This window comes from Salinimicrobium sp. 3283s, from assembly GCF_039602225.1.
Taxonomy (GTDB): Bacteria; Bacteroidota; Bacteroidia; order Flavobacteriales; family Flavobacteriaceae; genus Salinimicrobium; species Salinimicrobium profundisediminis.
In genome coordinates this window covers 3,137,115-3,154,119 of sequence record NZ_CP143631.1, presented here as the reverse complement: position 1 = coordinate 3,154,119, position 17,005 = coordinate 3,137,115, and the positions used below count along the sequence as shown (strand labels likewise).

Here is a 17,005-nt window from a genome sequence, read left to right as displayed (position 1 = left end):
CGGTAGCAAATATATTAAAAATTGATTACACGGATTAAAGAGAATTACGCGGATTCTAAAGGGATTTCACAGATTAGACGATCATCCCAGCCGCAACAGTTTCATTAGTTGACTCGTCTATAAGGATAATACTTCCGGTATTTCTGTTCTCTCTGTAAGAATCCAGCATTAGGGGTCGGGTACATCTTATTTTCACTCTTGAAATATCATTCATTTTCAATTCCTTGTCCTCACCCAGGCGCTCATAAGAATTGATATCCACCTTGTAGATGACTTCTTTGATCATTGCCCTTTGTTCATTACTCGTATGCATGAGTGTATATTTTGCGCGTGGCTTAGCCGCGTCATCACCTAACCAACAAAGCATAACATCGAATTCCTGAGAGGCTTCAGGTTGATTATTCTTCCTTACGATCATATCTCCCCTACTCACGTCAATATCATCTTCAAGAGTCATGGCTATGGACATTGGAGCATAGGCTTCCTGAACTTCAGTATCACCTGCATTAAGGGATTTGATCCTTGAGGTAAAGCCCGATGGCAGCACCGCCACTTCATCTCCCACTCTGTAAATCCCGCTGGCTACTCTACCTGCGTATCCCCTGTAATCCCGATGCTCCTCACTCTGTGGCCTTAGAACCGTCTGTACCGCGAACCGGGCATCGATCTTATTAATATCACTGCTAATGTATAGGGTCTCCAGAATATTGAGTAAAGTTCCTCCCTGGTACCAATTCATGTTCTCAGAACGATTAACCACATTATCTCCATCCAATGCACTAATAGGAATAAAACGAACATCTTTCATAAGTAGTTTTGAAGAAAATTCTTCAAACTGTCCTATAATCTCATTGAACCTCTCTTCAGAATAATCAACCAGGTCCATTTTATTGATACATACGATAAGGTGTGGGATATTCAGCAAAGAAGCTATAAAGGAATGTCTTTTGGTCTGCTCGATCACCCCGTGGCGGGTATCTATTAAAATTACAGCTGCATTAGCCGTAGATGCTCCGGTAACCATGTTACGGGTATACTGAATATGACCCGGCGTATCTGCAATTATAAATTTCCTTTTTGGTGTAGTAAAATACCTGTAGGCTACATCGATAGTTATCCCCTGCTCTCTTTCATCCCTTAGTCCATCGGTAAATAAAGCCAGGTCGACTCCCTTATGACCTTTTTTTGCACTTGTAGCGCTCACTGATTCCAGTTGATCTTCAAATATGGACTTGGAATCATATAAAAGTCGGCCTATGAGGGTGGATTTACCGTCATCGACAGAGCCGGCGGTGGTGAAACGTAATAGTTGGTTATTATCTATCATACGGATTTACGCGAATTTCTTCCGAATTATCGCGAATTTTTTGAGTTAACTATTCTTTTATAGGTTAGCGAGGGTTCACCAAAGTTGATGAGAATCCCCAGTTCCTTTTTTGTTGCAGCCAAATAATTTTTAAGCTGCGCATGAAAGGCAATAGGAACGAATTTCACTGTTTTTATTTCTAAGATAATTTTATCGTAGCAGATAAAATCGGCCTTATAAAATTTATTTAGTTGTTGTTCTTCGTAAAATATGTTCAACTTGACCTGACGGTTAAAAGGAATATTTTCTTTCGCAAATTCTTTAGCTAAGGCTTCCTCATATACAGCCTCTAAAAAACCATTTCCGAGAATTCTATGAACCTTCATGCAAATTCCAATTATCTTATAACTTTCTTCTTTATATAAGATTTTATCCTCCATTCAATTCGCGTTAATCCGCCTTAATTCGCGACAATTGGTGTTCAAAAATAACCTTGCTTCTTCCTATCTTCCATCGCCGTCTCACTCCTTTTATCATCAGAACGGTCTCCTCTTTCGGTCTTACGCATTGCTGAAACTTCCTGAACAATCTTTTCCAACGTATCGGCTTCAGATTCTATTCCTCCAGTAATAGTAATATCACCAAGTGTTCTAAACCGAATCTTTTTAGTTTCAGTTTTTTCATCTGGTCCCAACTTAAGAAATTCAGAAACAGGAATCCAGGAATTACTCCTCCACACTACTTCCCTATCGTGAGCAATATAAAGAGATGGAATACTTATATTTTCTCTTTTTATGTAATTCCACACGTCCATTTCAGTCCAGTTACTTATAGGAAAAGCCCTAAAGTGTTCTCCTTCGAAGTGTTTTCCATTCAAAAGGTTCCATAGTTCCGGGCGTTGGTTTTTGGGATCCCACTCCCCAAAATCGTTGCGGTGAGAAAAGAAGCGTTCTTTTGCTCTAGCTTTTTCCTCATCTCTCCTACCCCCGCCAATAGCGCAGTCAATCTTATGTTCTTCAATAGTGTCCAAAAGGGTGGTGATCTGTAATGCATTTCGGGTGGCATTCTTTCCTCTTTCTTCAGCTACTCTTCCGTTATTGATCGACTCCTGAACAGAACCTACAATAAGTTTCACCCCCAGCTCTTTCACCAGATCATCCCTGAACTGAATAGTTTCAGGAAAGTTATGTCCAGTATCCACGTGAAGCAATGCAAATGGAATTTTGGCTGGAAAAAAGGCTTTTTTGGCAAGATGTGTAACAAGGATTGAGTCTTTTCCGCCAGAAAACAAGATCACAGGATTTTCAAACTGCGCCCAAACCTCCCTTAGAATAAAAATGGCTTCAGACTCTAATTCGTCGAGATAGTTTAAATAATATTTACTCATTTAATTTTCAATTTTTGTTGCAGAAAATGATAAAGCCTTTCAATGGCTTCTTCTGCAGATTCCTCCACTGTTTTTATTTCAATATCCGGATTATCTGGAGCTTCATAAGGAGCACTTATTCCTGTAAAATTCTTTATTTCCCCCTGCCTGGCTTTTTTGTAAAAACCTTTAACATCCCTTTCTTCACAAACTTCCAGCGGGGTATTTACATACACCTCAACAAAATTTTCCTTTCCAATAATGTCCCTTGCCTGAATCCTATCCACTTTTAGCGGCGAAATGAAAGCGGCTATAGTTACTATTCCTGCGTCAACAAACAGTTTAGCGACTTCTGCTATTCGCCGGTTATTTTCATGACGGTCTTCCCTGCTAAAACTTAAACCTTTACTCAATCCGCTGCGGATGTTATCCCCGTCAAGAGAATAAGTAGATATTCCCTCTTTAAAAAGGCGTTTTTCGAGACTGTTTGCAATAGTTGATTTTCCTGAACCTGAAAGCCCTGTAAACCAAATAACCATAGATTGGTGCTTATGCTTTTTGGTTCGATCTTCCCTCGAAACACTATAGTTATGTTCAACAATATTCTTTTTCATGCTATCACAGCTTCCTATTTATTAGATGTAAGAATATTCATCTTAGACTCTTTTGATTTCCTTTTGTGGGCTACCCCATAATCAATCCTGTACCATGCTCTTTCGTGAAAATAGTACAGCAACATTTTTGTCACTACCTCAGCCAGTCCTATTTTTAATCCCGTAACAGGATTTCCTGTGATTATCCAGGCAAGCAGCATAGTATCTACTGTTCCTACAATTCTCCAGGAAATGGTCTTGGCAAAATGCCTTTTTCTACTACTCCATTTTCCTGAGGATGCCAAAAACTCCCCTTTAAACCATAATCTTTCATGAAAATAGTATAGCGTCATTTTTGTTATTACCTCAGCCAAACCAATTTTAAGACCTGCAAAGGGATCTCCGGAAATCATCCAGGCCAGGAAAAAAGTATCCATGGTTCCAACGATTCTCCACGTAATTGTTTTAGCTAAATGCCTTTTATAAGATCTATCCTTCATAAACAACAGAAAAATGGTCGTTTTTAAGGTTTTCCCTGTTATAGGTGATACGCTCTCCTGAAGCTGCCCATCTGCAGGTAAAGCCAACGGCTTCACAAATAGCCTGTCCGGCAGCGGTATCCCACTCCATGGTTGGACCGAATCTCGGATAAACATGGGCTGCGCCCTCGGCAAGTAAACAAAACTTAAGAGAACTTCCTTTGGATAGTATTTCCACTTCTTTCCCTTCTTCTTTGAGCTTTTCAATAAAATCAAGGGTTGCCTGGCTCATATGCGACCTACTACCCACAACTTTTATCTCGGATCCTGCCTGTTGAGGAAAGATCTGGGTTGAATTAGTAAGAATCAGATCCAGATCCAAATCTTCATTTTCTAAGGTAATCTGATAAGCCTTAGATTCAGATACATCAGCAAAATATAGCGACTTTAGAGCAGGAGCATAAATTACTCCCAGCACAGGATACCCTTCAAATACCAAAGCAATATTGACGGTAAACTCCCCATTTCTTTTTATAAATTCCTTGGTTCCATCTAACGGATCTACAATCCAACATCTTTGCCAGCTTTTTCTTTCTTCAAAAGATAGTTGGATATTCTCTTCACTTATTACAGGTATTCCGGAAGGAATTAGAAATTCATTAATAATATCATTCGCTCGTCGATCGGCAATGGTTAGAGGAGAGTCGTCTTCCTTCAGTTCAACCTGAAGATCCTTCTGCTCATAAATTTTCATGATCTCCCTGCCGGCTGCGATGGAAGCCTCTATAGCTGTTCTTAAGTGATTTTTCATAGAGGGGCTAAATATACCGAAACCTGTAGAAACAGAGAAAGAGAATCATAAAAAAGATAGATCTATCTCTTTAATAGGTTTTATGATCCTCTTTCCCTTTCTTAATTCCCAATGGCATAGAATTCAAACCCAATCTCTTTCTTGGTTTTAGGCTCTAAAAGTCTTCTCCCATCGAACAAAAATGCAGGTTTAAGCATTTGATCATAAATCTTTTTCCAATCAAGTTGTTTGAATTCATCCCATTCTGTAAGTACAGCTATGGCATGTGCATTATCACAGGCTTCATAAGACGATTTCACTACAGTAACCCCTTTCCGGTTGGCATCTCCACTTCGGCTTCCGAGGTAATCAAGATCTGAGTAGATCTGTTCTTCTGTCACTTTTGGATCATAAACCACTATCTCGGCCTGTTCATTCAGAAGATAATCTGCGACATAAATAGCTGCAGATTCACGGGTATCATTAGTGTCTTCTTTGAAAGCCCAACCTAAGATAGCAATCTTTTTCCCGGCCACTGTATTATACATAGTCTGGACCATATTGGCTGCAAAACGCCTTTTTTGATGATCGTTCATGATGATCACCTGCTCCCAGTAGTCAGCCACTTCTTGCAGGTTATAGGTTCTGGCGATATAAACAAGGTTTAGAATATCCTTTTGAAAACATGATCCTCCAAAACCTACAGAGGCTTTAAGAAATTTAGGACCTACCCGACTGTCCATTCCCACAGCTTTAGCCACTTCATTAACATCGGCTCCTGTTTTTTCACAAAGCTCTGAAATGGCATTTATTGAGGAAACTCTCTGTGCAAGAAAGGCATTTGCAGTTAATTTTGAAAGTTCAGAAGACCAGACATTGGTAGTTAGAATTTTCTCCCTTGGCACCCATGATTCATAAATATTGACCAGGGCTTCCATGGCTTCCCGACCTTCTTCAGTATCCACATCCCCACCAATTAATACCCTATCCGGATTTCTTAAATCCTGAACCGCAGTGCCTTCTGCAAGAAATTCAGGATTAGACAGGATCTGATATTTTACACCATTTCCTGTATTATCCAGTATATTTTTTAAAGCCGCTGCAGTTCTTACAGGCAAAGTAGATTTTTCTATTACAATCTTGTCACTCTTAGCCACTGCAGCAATTTGTCGGGCGCAAAGTTCAATATACTTAAGATCGGCCGCCATACCTTTCCCTATTCCGTAAGTCTTGGTAGGAGTGTTGACGGAGATAAATATCATATCTGCTTCATCTATAGCTTTATCAACATCAGTGGAAAAAAATAAATTTCGCCCTCTCGTTTCCTTTACAATTTCTGAAAGGCCGGGTTCATAAATTGGAATTTTTTGAACATCGGGATCATTCCATTGCTTTATTCTCTTTTCATTAATATCTACAACGGTAACTTTAACGTTGGAACATTTCTGAGCGATTACTGCCATTGTAGGTCCTCCTACATAACCGGCGCCGATGCAGCATATGTTTTTTATTTTCATGATTTTGATTTCACAGATTTTAACGGATTTCGCGGATTTTGGATAAAATTGATCGAAATTCCGGTCCCCTAGAAAATTAGATTTTAAATAATTAGTACATAACTCCCCCTCCGGGGGTAGGGGGGCTACAATTTCTTATCACACCTATCCCCCAACACTCCCTTCACATCATAAATAACCGTCTGTCCATTTTTGAACTGATCTAAGTCAAGATCAAGGAATTCTTTATGCGCCACGGTTAAAACTACTGCTTCAAATTTTCCCTGAGGAAGAACTTTTGTGGTAGTAAGTCCATATTCATGCTGCACTTCCTCAGGATCGGCCAAAGGATCATAAATGGTAACGTTGGTGCCGTATTCCTTAAGGTTTTTGATTACGTCAACAACTTTAGTATTGCGTACATCCGGACAGTTTTCCTTAAAAGTAATACCAAGGACAATGATATTTGCACCCTTCACTTTTTGGTCATTCTGAAGCATCAACTTGATCACTTCAGAAGCTACATAACTTCCCATAGAGTCATTCATACGTCTACCCGCCAAAATAATCTCAGGATGATAGCCTATTTCCTGAGCTTTTTGTGCCAGGTAATATGGATCTACACCAATACAATGACCACCAACCAGTCCCGGTTTAAAAGGAAGGAAATTCCATTTTGTCCCCGCTGCTTCTAAAACATCCTGGGTATCAATATCCATCATATTGAAGATCTTCGCCAGCTCATTTACAAAAGCAATATTTATATCCCGCTGAGAATTTTCGATTACCTTAGCTGCCTCTGCCACCTTAATAGTTGGTGCCAAATGAGTACCGGCAGTAATGACTGATGCATATAATTCGTCTACTTTTTTCCCTACTTCGGGAGTGGACCCTGCGGTAACTTTTAAGATCTTTTCAACAGTGTGCTCCTTATCTCCGGGATTGATCCTCTCCGGTGAATAGCCCACAAAGAAATCTTCATTGAACTTCATGCCACTGGTTTTTTCAAGCACCGGAACACATTCGTCTTCTGTAGCCCCGGGAAACACTGTAGACTCATATATTACAATATCTCCTTTTTTAAGCACTTTTCCTACAGACTCACTACTCTTGTAAAGTGGAGTAAGATCTGGCCGGTTATTTTTATCAACTGGTGTGGGCACAGTAATTATATAATAACTACAATCCTTAACGTCTTTCAAATCTGTGGTACAAAAAAGTCCGATACCGGTCTGCAATGCTTCTTTACGAACTAAAGCTGACTGCAGCACCTCATCTTCCACTTCCAAAGTAGAATCGTGCCCGGTCATTAATTCTCTGACCCTTTCCTGACTTATATCAAATCCAACCACAGCATATTTTGTAGCAAAAAGTCTAGCTAAAGGTAATCCAACATATCCAAGACCAATAATGGCTATTTTATTATTCATTTATTAAAATTTATTTTTTCCAAAGGTGATATACATATTCAGGCTCCTGGGGTATCAATCCAAATCTCTGATAAACCTTAAGAGCTTTTACATTTAATTTCTGTGTACCTCCAACAGCAATTGGACAGTTTTCTTCTTTTAAAATTGTTTCGGCGGCTCGCATAAGGGCAAATGAAATACCTTTGCCTTCAAAAGCCCTATTTACAGCAAAAAGTGGGGTATAACCTTTATCTTCGCGAATATCAATGGTGGCAAAACCTACAATTTCACCTTCTACCCGATAGGTGAGAATATGGCTTGCCATTTTTTTATTAACTGAGTTGACAATATAACTTTCGAATATTTTATCACAGAGTTCCAAAGGAATATTCGGATCCTGACCGAATCTGCCCTGTCTTCCTGCCAATTGAGCTAATTTAATTAGAGAGGGATCTACTGTTCTCTCCTCATACAAATTAATATTGGGATGGATTGGATACACCTTTTCCACTTTTTTCTGAAGCGGAATTCTTTTTACAATATATTTAATCTCATAGAGATTCTGAGAAGCATTGAAAAGCTCTGAGGAATTAATGGAATAGGCAAGTTTTACTTTTTGGCTATCAAGAGTTTCAAATAATTTAGGGGTATCAGGATTTTTAAGCAATAGATCTTTCTTAACCTTTGCAACATTAAATCCAAAAAATTGACTATCCCATTCTAATATTTCAAACTCTTTCTCCATTGTTTTTATCTCAAATTTTTCCAATACCAATCTACAGCCTCTTTTAAGCCTGCTTCGATCTTGTATTGAGGATCATAATTTAAAAGTTTTTTTGCCTTATTTACGGAAGCCAGGGAGTGCGGAATATCTCCCGCACGATTAGGTCCATGCTTTACTGCCACTTCGGAAATTCCAGGGTCATATTCTGAAAGATATTTTTTTAAAAGATGAGTAAGCTTCTTAAGATTCGTTCTGTCCCCTACCGCAGTATTATAAACCTGATTCAGAGCTTCTTTATTATTCGTAGTTAAGGCCAGTAAATTCATCTGGATCACATTATCTATATATGTGAAATCCCTGGAGTAATTTCCGTCGCCGTTAATCACGGGACTTTCATGATTCATAAACTGAATTACAAATTTGGGAATTACCGCCGCATATGCTCCATGCGGGTCTTGTTTTCTTCCAAAGACATTAAAATATCTAAGGCCTATGGTATCAAACCCATAAGTTGTATGGAAAATATCTGCATATAGTTCATTAACATACTTTGTAATGGCATATGGAGATAAAGGTTTTCCTATATTATCCTCTACCTTCGGAAGTGCTTCAGAATCACCATAGGTAGAAGAACTTGCGGCATAAACAAATCTTTTTACCCCGGCATCTCGTGATGCTACCAACATATTCAGAAACCCGGAAATATTGACATCGTTAGTTGTTATGGGATCATTAATAGATCGCGGAACAGATCCAAGGGCGGCCTCATGCAAGACAAAATCCACACCGGCGACTGCTTTTTTACAGTCCTCCAGGTTTCTAATATCACCTTCTATCAAAGTAAAATTTTCATGATCAATTATTGCTGCAAGATTTTCCCTTTTCCCCGTTGCAAAATTATCAAGACAAATTACTTTGGCATTGAGACCTAAAAGAGTTTCGCAAAGATTAGATCCAATAAAACCGGCACCGCCGGTTACTAATACTTTAGAAGAACTTAGCAATTCAAATTGTTTGCTGTTCATTAAATAAAATTTGGGTTATTTTTAAATTACCGGCCAAAGGTAAAATTTTCAAAAAAGGTATTTATTAATTTCCTCTTAAAGAAGCATCTTTTTCGGGGAATTGTGTAGATTCATAATGTACGACCTCTGTGGCAATGAGTATCTTTTCTTTTGGACCCGTATTTTTTTTATTGATTCGGTTGATAAGGATATCCATCGCCTTTGCTCCAATCTTGTCGGGAGATTGATCTACAAAGCTCACAGAGGGCGTGAGATATTTTGCAAGCCCCCCACGAATAAATCCAATTATTTTAAGGTCTTCTGGTATTCTTAGGCCATTCTCAAACGCCAGTCTATAGGTAAGCATAGTACTGTCAAAATCACTACATAAAACCGCTTCCACCCTATCTTCCAATAGCATTTTGAGAGTCTTTTCTTTCAAACTTTGCAAGTTGGCTGAATTTGCTAAATAAAAGGTATCATCTTCCCTTAAAGCATTCTTATAACCTTCTATTCGGGCTTTACCCACCCCCATATGATGTACAGAGGTAGCCAAACCTATCTTTTTCAATCCTTTATTTTGAAGATCCCGTGTGGCATCATAAAATACCTTTACATCATCTATTCCTACTTTATCTACAGGCATATCAAAATCGATGCGGTCGTAAAGCACAACCGGAATATCATATTGAATGATATTTTTAATATGTTCAAAATCCTTTTTTCTTTGTGTTTCTTCGGCTATAGCTATTAGAACACCATCTACAAAACCGGCAGTTAGCATCTCAGATATTTGCTTTTCCCGATCATGTGATTCATTTGAAATATAAGTAATCACCTGTAAACCCTCTCGTTGTGCACGCGCCTCCATTCCTGAAAGCACTTTAGCAAAAAAAGAATTTGCAATATTTGGAATCAGCACACCAATAGTTCCGCTTTTACTGCTTTTTAAATTGACCGCAGTTGGATTAGGACGGTATTTATGAAGGGCAGCAAGTTCTTTTACCCTTTCAATTGTTTTCGGACTGATCTCGGGACTGTCATTTAAAGCTTTCGAAACTGTCGAAACAGAAACGTTCAGTAATTTGGCCAATTCCTTGAGGGTAATTCTGGTTTTCATTTAAAAAGCATATAGGGGTTAGTTACAAATTTAATAAAGCCGGGTGAAATTCTGCATTTTTTGTTTCAAACTTAAGGGCTTTTTTATAAATTACAGTAAAGTTGCGTAAAAAATGAAGTTTTTCAGAAGTGATTGGTTATATGTTATTGCTGCTCTCATCACCATCTTTGGCATCATTACGGGGTGGTATTTCTTTTTCTTTTTAGCCATACCTCTTGGACTATGGGATTTCAGGAATAAAGATGGCAGGAAGTAGCTGCGTTAAATTATTACTAATCCAGCGCATATCTTTGCAAACACCAAATTAGGAGCGTAATTTAATCCTGAACCAAAATAAGCGCATAATGAAACAAAAAGGAACCCTATCACAGACCCTCAACATGCTTCGCACCGAAGAAGGATATGAAGAAGATTTCAACCTTCTCGATGAGGAACTAAAATCTCCTGAAGAAAGAGAAAAATTTCTGTCTCAGGATTTTGTTGTAGATGAGGTCTATCGGTTTGAAGGCCCTTCAAATCCCGGTGATGAAGCTACTTTATATGCCATCACAACTTCTTCGGGAAGAAAAGGAGTGCTACTTGATGGGTACAACTATTCTTCAGGACAAATTTCAGAAGAATTACTTAAAAAACTGGACCTCAAGAGCAACCGTCCTACTTCAGAATAAGCTTGTATTTACAGCATAATTATCGTATATTTGAATAGTAAATAACAAAACCATAAATAAAAACTATGAGTTACTTAGGTTTAGACGCCAAAGAGACGTCAAATACAGTTCAGGAACTTAATGTTCTTTTAGCCGATTATCATTTATATTATCAAAAACTTCGCAATTACCACTGGAATGTAATTGGTAAGAATTTCTTTGACCTTCATGAAAAATTTGAAGAGCTGTACGATGACGCTAAAATAAAAATTGATGAGATCGCAGAGCGCATACTTACTTTAAGGTACCAACCCACCAGCAATTTAAGTGAATATCTAAAGAAATCTAATCTAAAAGAATCAGAGTCAGATCTTTCCGATTCAAAGATGATTGAGAACCTGCTTAAGGACCATGGCACAATCTTAAAACAGATGCGACAGGTAGTACAGGTAGCCGAAAAAGGAGGTGATGAAGGTACTATAGACCTTATTGGTGCTTACATTAGGGAGCTTGAGAAGACCAGCTGGATGTTAGATGCCTGGAAAATGAAAACTGCAGAACAACATAAGCCGGTATAAAATTAAATGTCGCAAGAAGAATTTGACATACAAAATTCCGTAGAAGGAATTTGGACGAAATTAGGCGAATGGCTGGATTCTATAATCCTGGGTTTGCCTAATTTCATTTTGGCCGTTCTGGTCTTTATTCTTTTTGTCCTGGCTGCAAAATACCTGGGAAAACTTCTCGATAAGCTTCTCAGGTATAAAGTAAGACAGGCCTCTATACGGGAGATCACCATTAAGATCCTCAAAGTAGTGGTCATTGCCATAGGTTTCTTTGTTGCCCTTGGGCTACTCAATCTAAATACTATTCTCACTTCTGTACTGGCTGGTGCCGGGGTCGTGGGTTTAGCTGTAGGTTTGGCACTGCAGGGCACTCTAAATAATACCTTTTCAGGAATCCTGCTGAGTTTTCTTCCGGAGTTACAAATTGGCGACTGGATTGAAAACAATGGTTATGCCGGAAGAGTCGTGGAAATCAACCTGAGAAGTATCGTCATTAGGGAAGCCGATAATAATTATGTTGTTATTCCTAATTCCCAGGTCATAGACGCACCATTTAAGAATTTTTCCCGTACCTCACGTTCCAGGATCACTGTGAGTTGTGGCGTGGCTTACAATTCTGATCTTGAACTTGTAAAAACCATTACACTAAATACAATCTCAGAACTTTTTCCTCAAAAGAAGGGAGAAGAAGTAGAGTTTATGTACAATGAATTTGGCGACAGCTCAATCAATTTTGTAGTGAGATTCTGGAGTGCTGCAACCAACAACAGGGACATTCTTTTTGCCAGGAGTAGTGCCATTATTGCCATTAAGAAGGTGTATGACCAACACGATATTAATATTCCTTTCCCAATTCGTACACTCGAATTCAACAACAGACTCAATATTCAAAAACCTTCTGCGGAAGGAGATGCATAATTTAGCATTTCAAATGATTTACCCATCTCGCCCTTCAAAAAGGGCAAAAACACAAGGCATTTTTGAAAGTTGCTAATGAAAAGCTATTTTCATGCTCAAACACGTAACGGGAACACTATCCAGATACGTTTTTCAGCCTAAAATTGATGAGGCTTCGAATGATCAAGAACCTCACCTTTCAAAAATGGCAAAAACGTAAAACATTTTTGGAAGTTAACTGGTAAGAAGATATTTATTGGGAAACCAACATTAAGAGATTAATTACGCCTGTTTTCCAGCCTAAAAATGATGTCGCTTCGAATAATCTGGAATTTCCCCTTTAAAAGTGACAAAAAACCAAGGCATTTTTGGAAGTTGCTAATGAAAAGCTATTTTCATGCTCAAACACATCACGGGAACATTATCCAGATACGTTCTTCAGCCTAAAAATGATGAGGCTTCGAATGATCAAGAACCTCACCTTTCAAAAATGGCAAAACAAAACACATTTTTGGAAGTTGCTATTGAAAAGCTATTTTCATGCTCAAATACGTCACGGGAACATTATCCAGAAAAGTTTTTCAGCCTAAAGATCTGAACAGCTGTAATGATCAAGAACTTTCCCTTCAAAAATGACAAAAACTGGGAGCCTTTCAGGAGTATTTTAATATACTTTTCAACCCGCATTTTATTCTTTAAAAATGCAGGTTGAAAAGCTATTTTTAGGAGTCCAGTCAATTATTTACACCCTTCAATTTTTATTTTGATAGCTGAAGCTATCCTGCATAATCAGGAGCAAATTTCATATTTTTCAGAATCTATTTTACTTCCGTAGAAATTAAAAGCTCATACCCACACTAAAACTGAAACGCAGTTTTTCACCTCCCGAAAAGAGGTTCAATTTAGCCGAAACAGCCTCTGCCCCTGTCACCCACAATCCGCCGCCATAGCTATCATGCCACAGGTTGCTATCTTCGCCATCAAGCCATACTCTACCAAGATCGTAACCTGCAAAAACACCTATTTGAAAAGGCACAAACGAGGTCTTAAACTCGTCAAAACTATACCTGAAATCGTTACCCCAAACAAAAGCACTTTCACCAGAAAATCTTTCTTCTCTGAAACCTCTCAAGCTTTCGGCTCCACCTATCGTCGCAGCCTGGTAGAATTCAAAGTCGTCACCAAACAGAACTTCAGCATTTACGCGAGAATTTATTACCCATTTATCATTACGGCTCACGGCTTTGTAGAATTCGAGATATGGCGCAACATATCCATAAATATTGTCAGTTTCTCCTGTATTTATTTTTCCGCCGCCTATAAATTCGAATTTCATACCATTAGTAGGGTTAAGGATGTCATCATAACTTTCGTATCGAAAAACCCCTTCAAGACCGGCAAAATACTGGCGGTCAAAAAAGTTGGTGTCCTTCATATATGATTCAGAAAGAAAACGATTTGTACTTTCCTCTATCTGTACCCCTTCAAAAGATGCAGTAAACTGGTAGTAACGACCAAAAGGAGTATTTTTCACAATACCGGCTTCTCCACCTATCCTGCTAATGCGTACACGGTTGAATTCTTTCCCTAATTCTTCTTCAAAATTCTCTGTCTCATTTCCCATTCCGAAGAAGTTGCGGGTGTAGCTGGGGTTCGTAAAATGTGCTTTTAATAAGAAGTTATACCCTCCAAAAACATGAGCAAATTCACCCCGGTACCTTAAATCAAAACTTTGAGTGGCAAAGTAATACCCGGCCCTAAACTTATGCTGAGCCGTAAAAGGATTCCTGCGGAAGCCAAATTTACTAAAAGTAGCGCTTAGGCCTACCTGGAAGCCATCATCTGGATTGTATCCCACGGCGGGAAGCACAGAACTTGATGAATAAACCTTTCGATCTTTATCGAAGACATTCACTTCATAGTCATCGGTAAAGGTAATATTTGCACCATCGTTGATTTCTACTGTATTAGGAAGGGACTCATGATCATAGACCTTAACTTTTTTGCCATTTTTGATCCTGTAAATATCGTTGTTTTGACCGCCGATGATCCTCACCAGAATTTTTGCAGATGCATCTCCAGAAACCTCAAATATATCATCATCATCAAGACCATAGACCCATAGTTCACGCGTGACATTGGGATCATAAATCCTATTGCTCACAACATCGTCCTTTTTACCGTCTTTGATCCTGTAAATTGTTACCCGGGTTTCTCCTTCAGGAAGACGTTCAATTTCTATATGATCATCTTTATCTGTTGCAGTGATCATAGCAAACTTTGCAAAATAGTTATAGTACCTTTCAGCAATGTCAACAATATTGTTTCTTCTTGCCTTCAGGTTTTTGATAATCCGCTGAGTGGCTTCTCCCTGTGTTTCCTTCGGAAGTTCTTCAAAGGCCTCTTCAATTACTTTATCTGTAATATGCTCCTGAAGGTATTTTGCCTGTTGCAGCCACTCTTCCTTTGGAGAATTCTGGATTAGGCTCCTGTCCAAACCAACCGCAGCCGAATTGAACCACTCAATATTGCTGATGTCTTCATCATAAACAGCAAATTGATTTGCAAAACCGGTCAAACCTCTTAAGGTGTTAAAGAAGGCTCCGTCAAAATTTGAAAAAACTTGATCTCTATCGCGGGGAATTGGCTTGAAGAGATGATTCCCTTCTTCGTCTTCAATTTCGGCCCATCGCCATTGATCTTCGTGCCTGTCCCAATCGCCCACCAGCATATCAAAAATTCTTGCTCTTATATATGCAGTTTCGTCCAAAGTATATTTTTCATCACGTCGCAATCGCTCAAACACACCCGATGTACTTTCTATATCGTGGTTGGGGCTGCCAAAAGATTCATATCCAACCCAGCCCTCTTCCGGACGCTCCACGATCATATAAAGCTCATCTCCATATTCGCTGTTGAAATCTCCCAAAGCTTTTTGCTTTGGGACGTAAAATATTTGTGGATTGGTATGATAAATTCCGGCTGCATCTGATAATTTTGGAATAGCCAGGAAGGCATAAGGATGGGCAGAAGTATAAAAGTCTTTAATTACATCTTCTGCAAGGGTATTTTCAAACTTTGTCTCAACAGGCGTGTCTTTATAGGCCACCGTCTGGATAAATTGCACGGCGCTTTTCTCAAGAGCTCTCAGGTTATAATCTCTGCCCTGGGCATCTTTTAATCTAAGAGATCGGGTTTGATGCCCTCCCCCGGCACGTTCTACTGTGAGTCCGCCATACAAAGTATCGAGAATGGCAACAGGAACTTCTACCTGGGTTCCATAAAGATCCCTGTACCTGTCCCCCCAAATACTTTCATAAGCCGCTGACACAGCAGTATCTGCAGGTTTATATACCGAGGCGTGTATTGTTTGTGGAAAAGAAATTGATAATGTGTCGGTACTAAAAGGTTGTGGCGCAGCGATGACTTCTTTTTGATATAAAAGCTTAGGTTTCTTTTCTTCACTGCCATAGACGCTTACCCACGAAGAACCATCTTTAAAAATATCGAGAGCGGCAAAGCCCTGGCCTGAATAGGCGAATAACCCATCGCTCCCCAGCCCCACATAAGAAGCCTTGGATGCTGAGCCCGAAACAATCTGCTTTACCTTGTCGTGTTCAATATATTGTAATGAATGATCATGCCCCGAAACAAATACTACATTACCCCACCGGGATGCAATAGTTTCTATGCGTTTTCTCATTCCTTTATATCTCTCATTTTGAAGATCGGTGCTGGTAACACCTCCCGTAGTTCTAATAAAATTTGCCAGAGTACCAAGTATGGGCAGCGGCAGTTTTCGTTGGGTAGGATATAAATGGTTGGTTAAACTGAAGTTTCCGCCGTGTAGTCCATTAGTGTATAAAGGATGATGAATTACAAAAACCACCGTCTTTGTCTGATTTTTCTTTAACTCGCTATCAATCTCCTGAAAAAAGGCTTCCCGGGTCTTTATTTCGTCACAATCATCGTTGATCTTAGGATGTTTATCCCAATCTTCGAGAAACCACTGGGAATCGGCCACCAGTACCTGAATATTCTCTGTAACCTCAATAGAAGTCAAGCCACAACCGGCTTCAGGAAAGAACACATCCTCTCTCTCCAGCTTCTCCCGAAGATAATCGGCCTGACGTTCCAGCCCAACTAATCCCTGTGCATACCAGTCGTGGTTGCCGGGCACAAAGAAGAGGTTGCCTTCATAGTTTTCTACAGCATCTATTTGAGCATCAATGCGGTATTCCATGAGCTCTCTCTCGGGATGATCTTCGGAAACCAGACCGGCGGGATATACGTTATCACCAAGAAAAATAGTGTAGTTACCCTTCTGCTTTACAGAATCTATATAGGTTTTAAAAGCAAGTAAAGCTTCTGAAGAACCTCCCGGAGGTGAGTAACCTCCATCTCCTAATAAATAAAAAGATTTTTCGATCTTCTTTTCCTGGGGATAACCAAAATCTTCTGAAGGTTCATCTTCGGCAAAGTAAAGCTGATTAATTTGTGGTGAACAGCCTGTAATTGCAATAAACAGGGCCAATGTTAGAAATATGTTATTTTTTCTCATACAAAATTATTGGGGGAATTTTTTTGTAATTTGGTGGAAATCTAACC

General features: G+C 39.2%; 16 protein-coding genes. 4 read left to right on the top strand and 12 right to left on the bottom strand.

Annotation, left to right across the window (positions count from 1 at the left end):
• Window positions 1-73: 73 nt before the first annotated feature.
• The 11 genes from VS868_RS14005 to VS868_RS13955 all read right to left on the bottom strand — a co-directional run bounded on the left by VS868_RS14005 (window position 74) and on the right by VS868_RS13955 (window position 10,287).
• Window positions 74-1,327 carry a GTP-binding protein gene (locus tag VS868_RS14005; protein ID WP_345598383.1) on the bottom strand — a complete coding sequence of 418 codons (1,254 nt, stop codon included), beginning with the start codon at window positions 1,325-1,327 and terminating at the stop codon, window positions 74-76.
• Window positions 1,328-1,353: 26 nt separating this feature from the next.
• Window positions 1,354-1,746, bottom strand: coding sequence for a GxxExxY protein (locus VS868_RS14000; RefSeq protein WP_345598382.1), 393 nt, complete (start codon window positions 1,744-1,746; stop codon window positions 1,354-1,356).
• A 41-nt stretch (window positions 1,747-1,787) separates the two neighbouring features.
• A complete protein-coding gene (cysD, locus tag VS868_RS13995; RefSeq protein WP_345598381.1) occupies window positions 1,788-2,693 on the bottom strand; it encodes a sulfate adenylyltransferase subunit CysD in 906 nt (301 codons plus the stop codon).
• Window positions 2,690-3,286: an adenylyl-sulfate kinase gene (gene cysC, locus VS868_RS13990; protein ID WP_345598380.1), complete on the bottom strand. Its 597-nt coding sequence runs from the start codon at window positions 3,284-3,286 to the stop codon at window positions 2,690-2,692. The genes cysD and cysC overlap by 4 nt, the downstream gene beginning before the upstream one ends.
• Window positions 3,287-3,300: 14 nt before the next feature.
• On the bottom strand, window positions 3,301-3,765 hold the full coding sequence (locus VS868_RS13985) for a DUF2061 domain-containing protein (protein ID WP_345598379.1): 465 nt from the start codon (window positions 3,763-3,765) through the stop codon (window positions 3,301-3,303).
• Window positions 3,755-4,555 carry a 3'(2'),5'-bisphosphate nucleotidase CysQ gene (gene cysQ, locus VS868_RS13980; protein WP_345598378.1) on the bottom strand — a complete coding sequence of 267 codons (801 nt, stop codon included), beginning with the start codon at window positions 4,553-4,555 and terminating at the stop codon, window positions 3,755-3,757. Before cysQ ends, VS868_RS13985 begins: the two co-directional genes overlap by 11 nt.
• A 101-nt stretch (window positions 4,556-4,656) precedes the next feature.
• Window positions 4,657-6,051 (bottom strand): UDP-glucose 6-dehydrogenase, encoded by a 1,395-nt coding sequence (locus VS868_RS13975; protein WP_345598377.1) that lies wholly within the window; start codon window positions 6,049-6,051, stop codon window positions 4,657-4,659.
• Between the two features lie 125 nt (window positions 6,052-6,176).
• Window positions 6,177-7,460 carry a nucleotide sugar dehydrogenase gene (locus VS868_RS13970; RefSeq protein ID WP_345598375.1) on the bottom strand — a complete coding sequence of 428 codons (1,284 nt, stop codon included), beginning with the start codon at window positions 7,458-7,460 and terminating at the stop codon, window positions 6,177-6,179.
• Window positions 7,461-7,470: 10 nt separating this feature from the next.
• On the bottom strand, window positions 7,471-8,184 hold the full coding sequence (locus VS868_RS13965) for a GNAT family N-acetyltransferase (RefSeq protein WP_345598374.1): 714 nt from the start codon (window positions 8,182-8,184) through the stop codon (window positions 7,471-7,473).
• Between the two features lie 5 nt (window positions 8,185-8,189).
• Complete coding sequence (locus VS868_RS13960; protein ID WP_345598373.1) at window positions 8,190-9,188, bottom strand: SDR family oxidoreductase; 999 nt, start codon at window positions 9,186-9,188, stop codon at window positions 8,190-8,192.
• A 64-nt stretch (window positions 9,189-9,252) separates the two neighbouring features.
• Entirely contained in the window at window positions 9,253-10,287 is a 1,035-nt protein-coding gene (locus VS868_RS13955) for a LacI family DNA-binding transcriptional regulator (RefSeq protein WP_345598372.1), read from the bottom strand.
• Between the two features lie 112 nt (window positions 10,288-10,399).
• Between VS868_RS13955 and VS868_RS13950 the strand changes: the two genes are divergently transcribed.
• The 4 genes from VS868_RS13950 to VS868_RS13935 all read left to right on the top strand — a co-directional run bounded on the left by VS868_RS13950 (window position 10,400) and on the right by VS868_RS13935 (window position 12,418).
• Window positions 10,400-10,543 carry a hypothetical protein gene (locus tag VS868_RS13950; RefSeq protein ID WP_266069185.1) on the top strand — a complete coding sequence of 48 codons (144 nt, stop codon included), beginning with the start codon at window positions 10,400-10,402 and terminating at the stop codon, window positions 10,541-10,543.
• A gap of 88 nt (window positions 10,544-10,631) precedes the next feature.
• Window positions 10,632-10,955 (top strand): phosphoribosylpyrophosphate synthetase, encoded by a 324-nt coding sequence (locus tag VS868_RS13945; protein WP_266069186.1) that lies wholly within the window; start codon window positions 10,632-10,634, stop codon window positions 10,953-10,955.
• Between the two features lie 65 nt (window positions 10,956-11,020).
• The gene (locus tag VS868_RS13940; protein ID WP_266069187.1) at window positions 11,021-11,512 is read left to right on the top strand and encodes a DNA starvation/stationary phase protection protein; all 492 of its coding nucleotides are present in this window, start codon (window positions 11,021-11,023) and stop codon (window positions 11,510-11,512) included.
• A 6-nt stretch (window positions 11,513-11,518) separates the two neighbouring features.
• A complete protein-coding gene (locus VS868_RS13935) occupies window positions 11,519-12,418 on the top strand; it encodes a mechanosensitive ion channel family protein (RefSeq protein ID WP_345598371.1) in 900 nt (299 codons plus the stop codon).
• An 817-nt stretch (window positions 12,419-13,235) separates the two neighbouring features.
• Here VS868_RS13935 and VS868_RS13930 read toward each other — a convergent pair.
• Window positions 13,236-16,958 (bottom strand): metallophosphoesterase, encoded by a 3,723-nt coding sequence (locus tag VS868_RS13930; RefSeq protein WP_345598370.1) that lies wholly within the window; start codon window positions 16,956-16,958, stop codon window positions 13,236-13,238.
• Window positions 16,959-17,005: the final 47 nt, after the last annotated feature.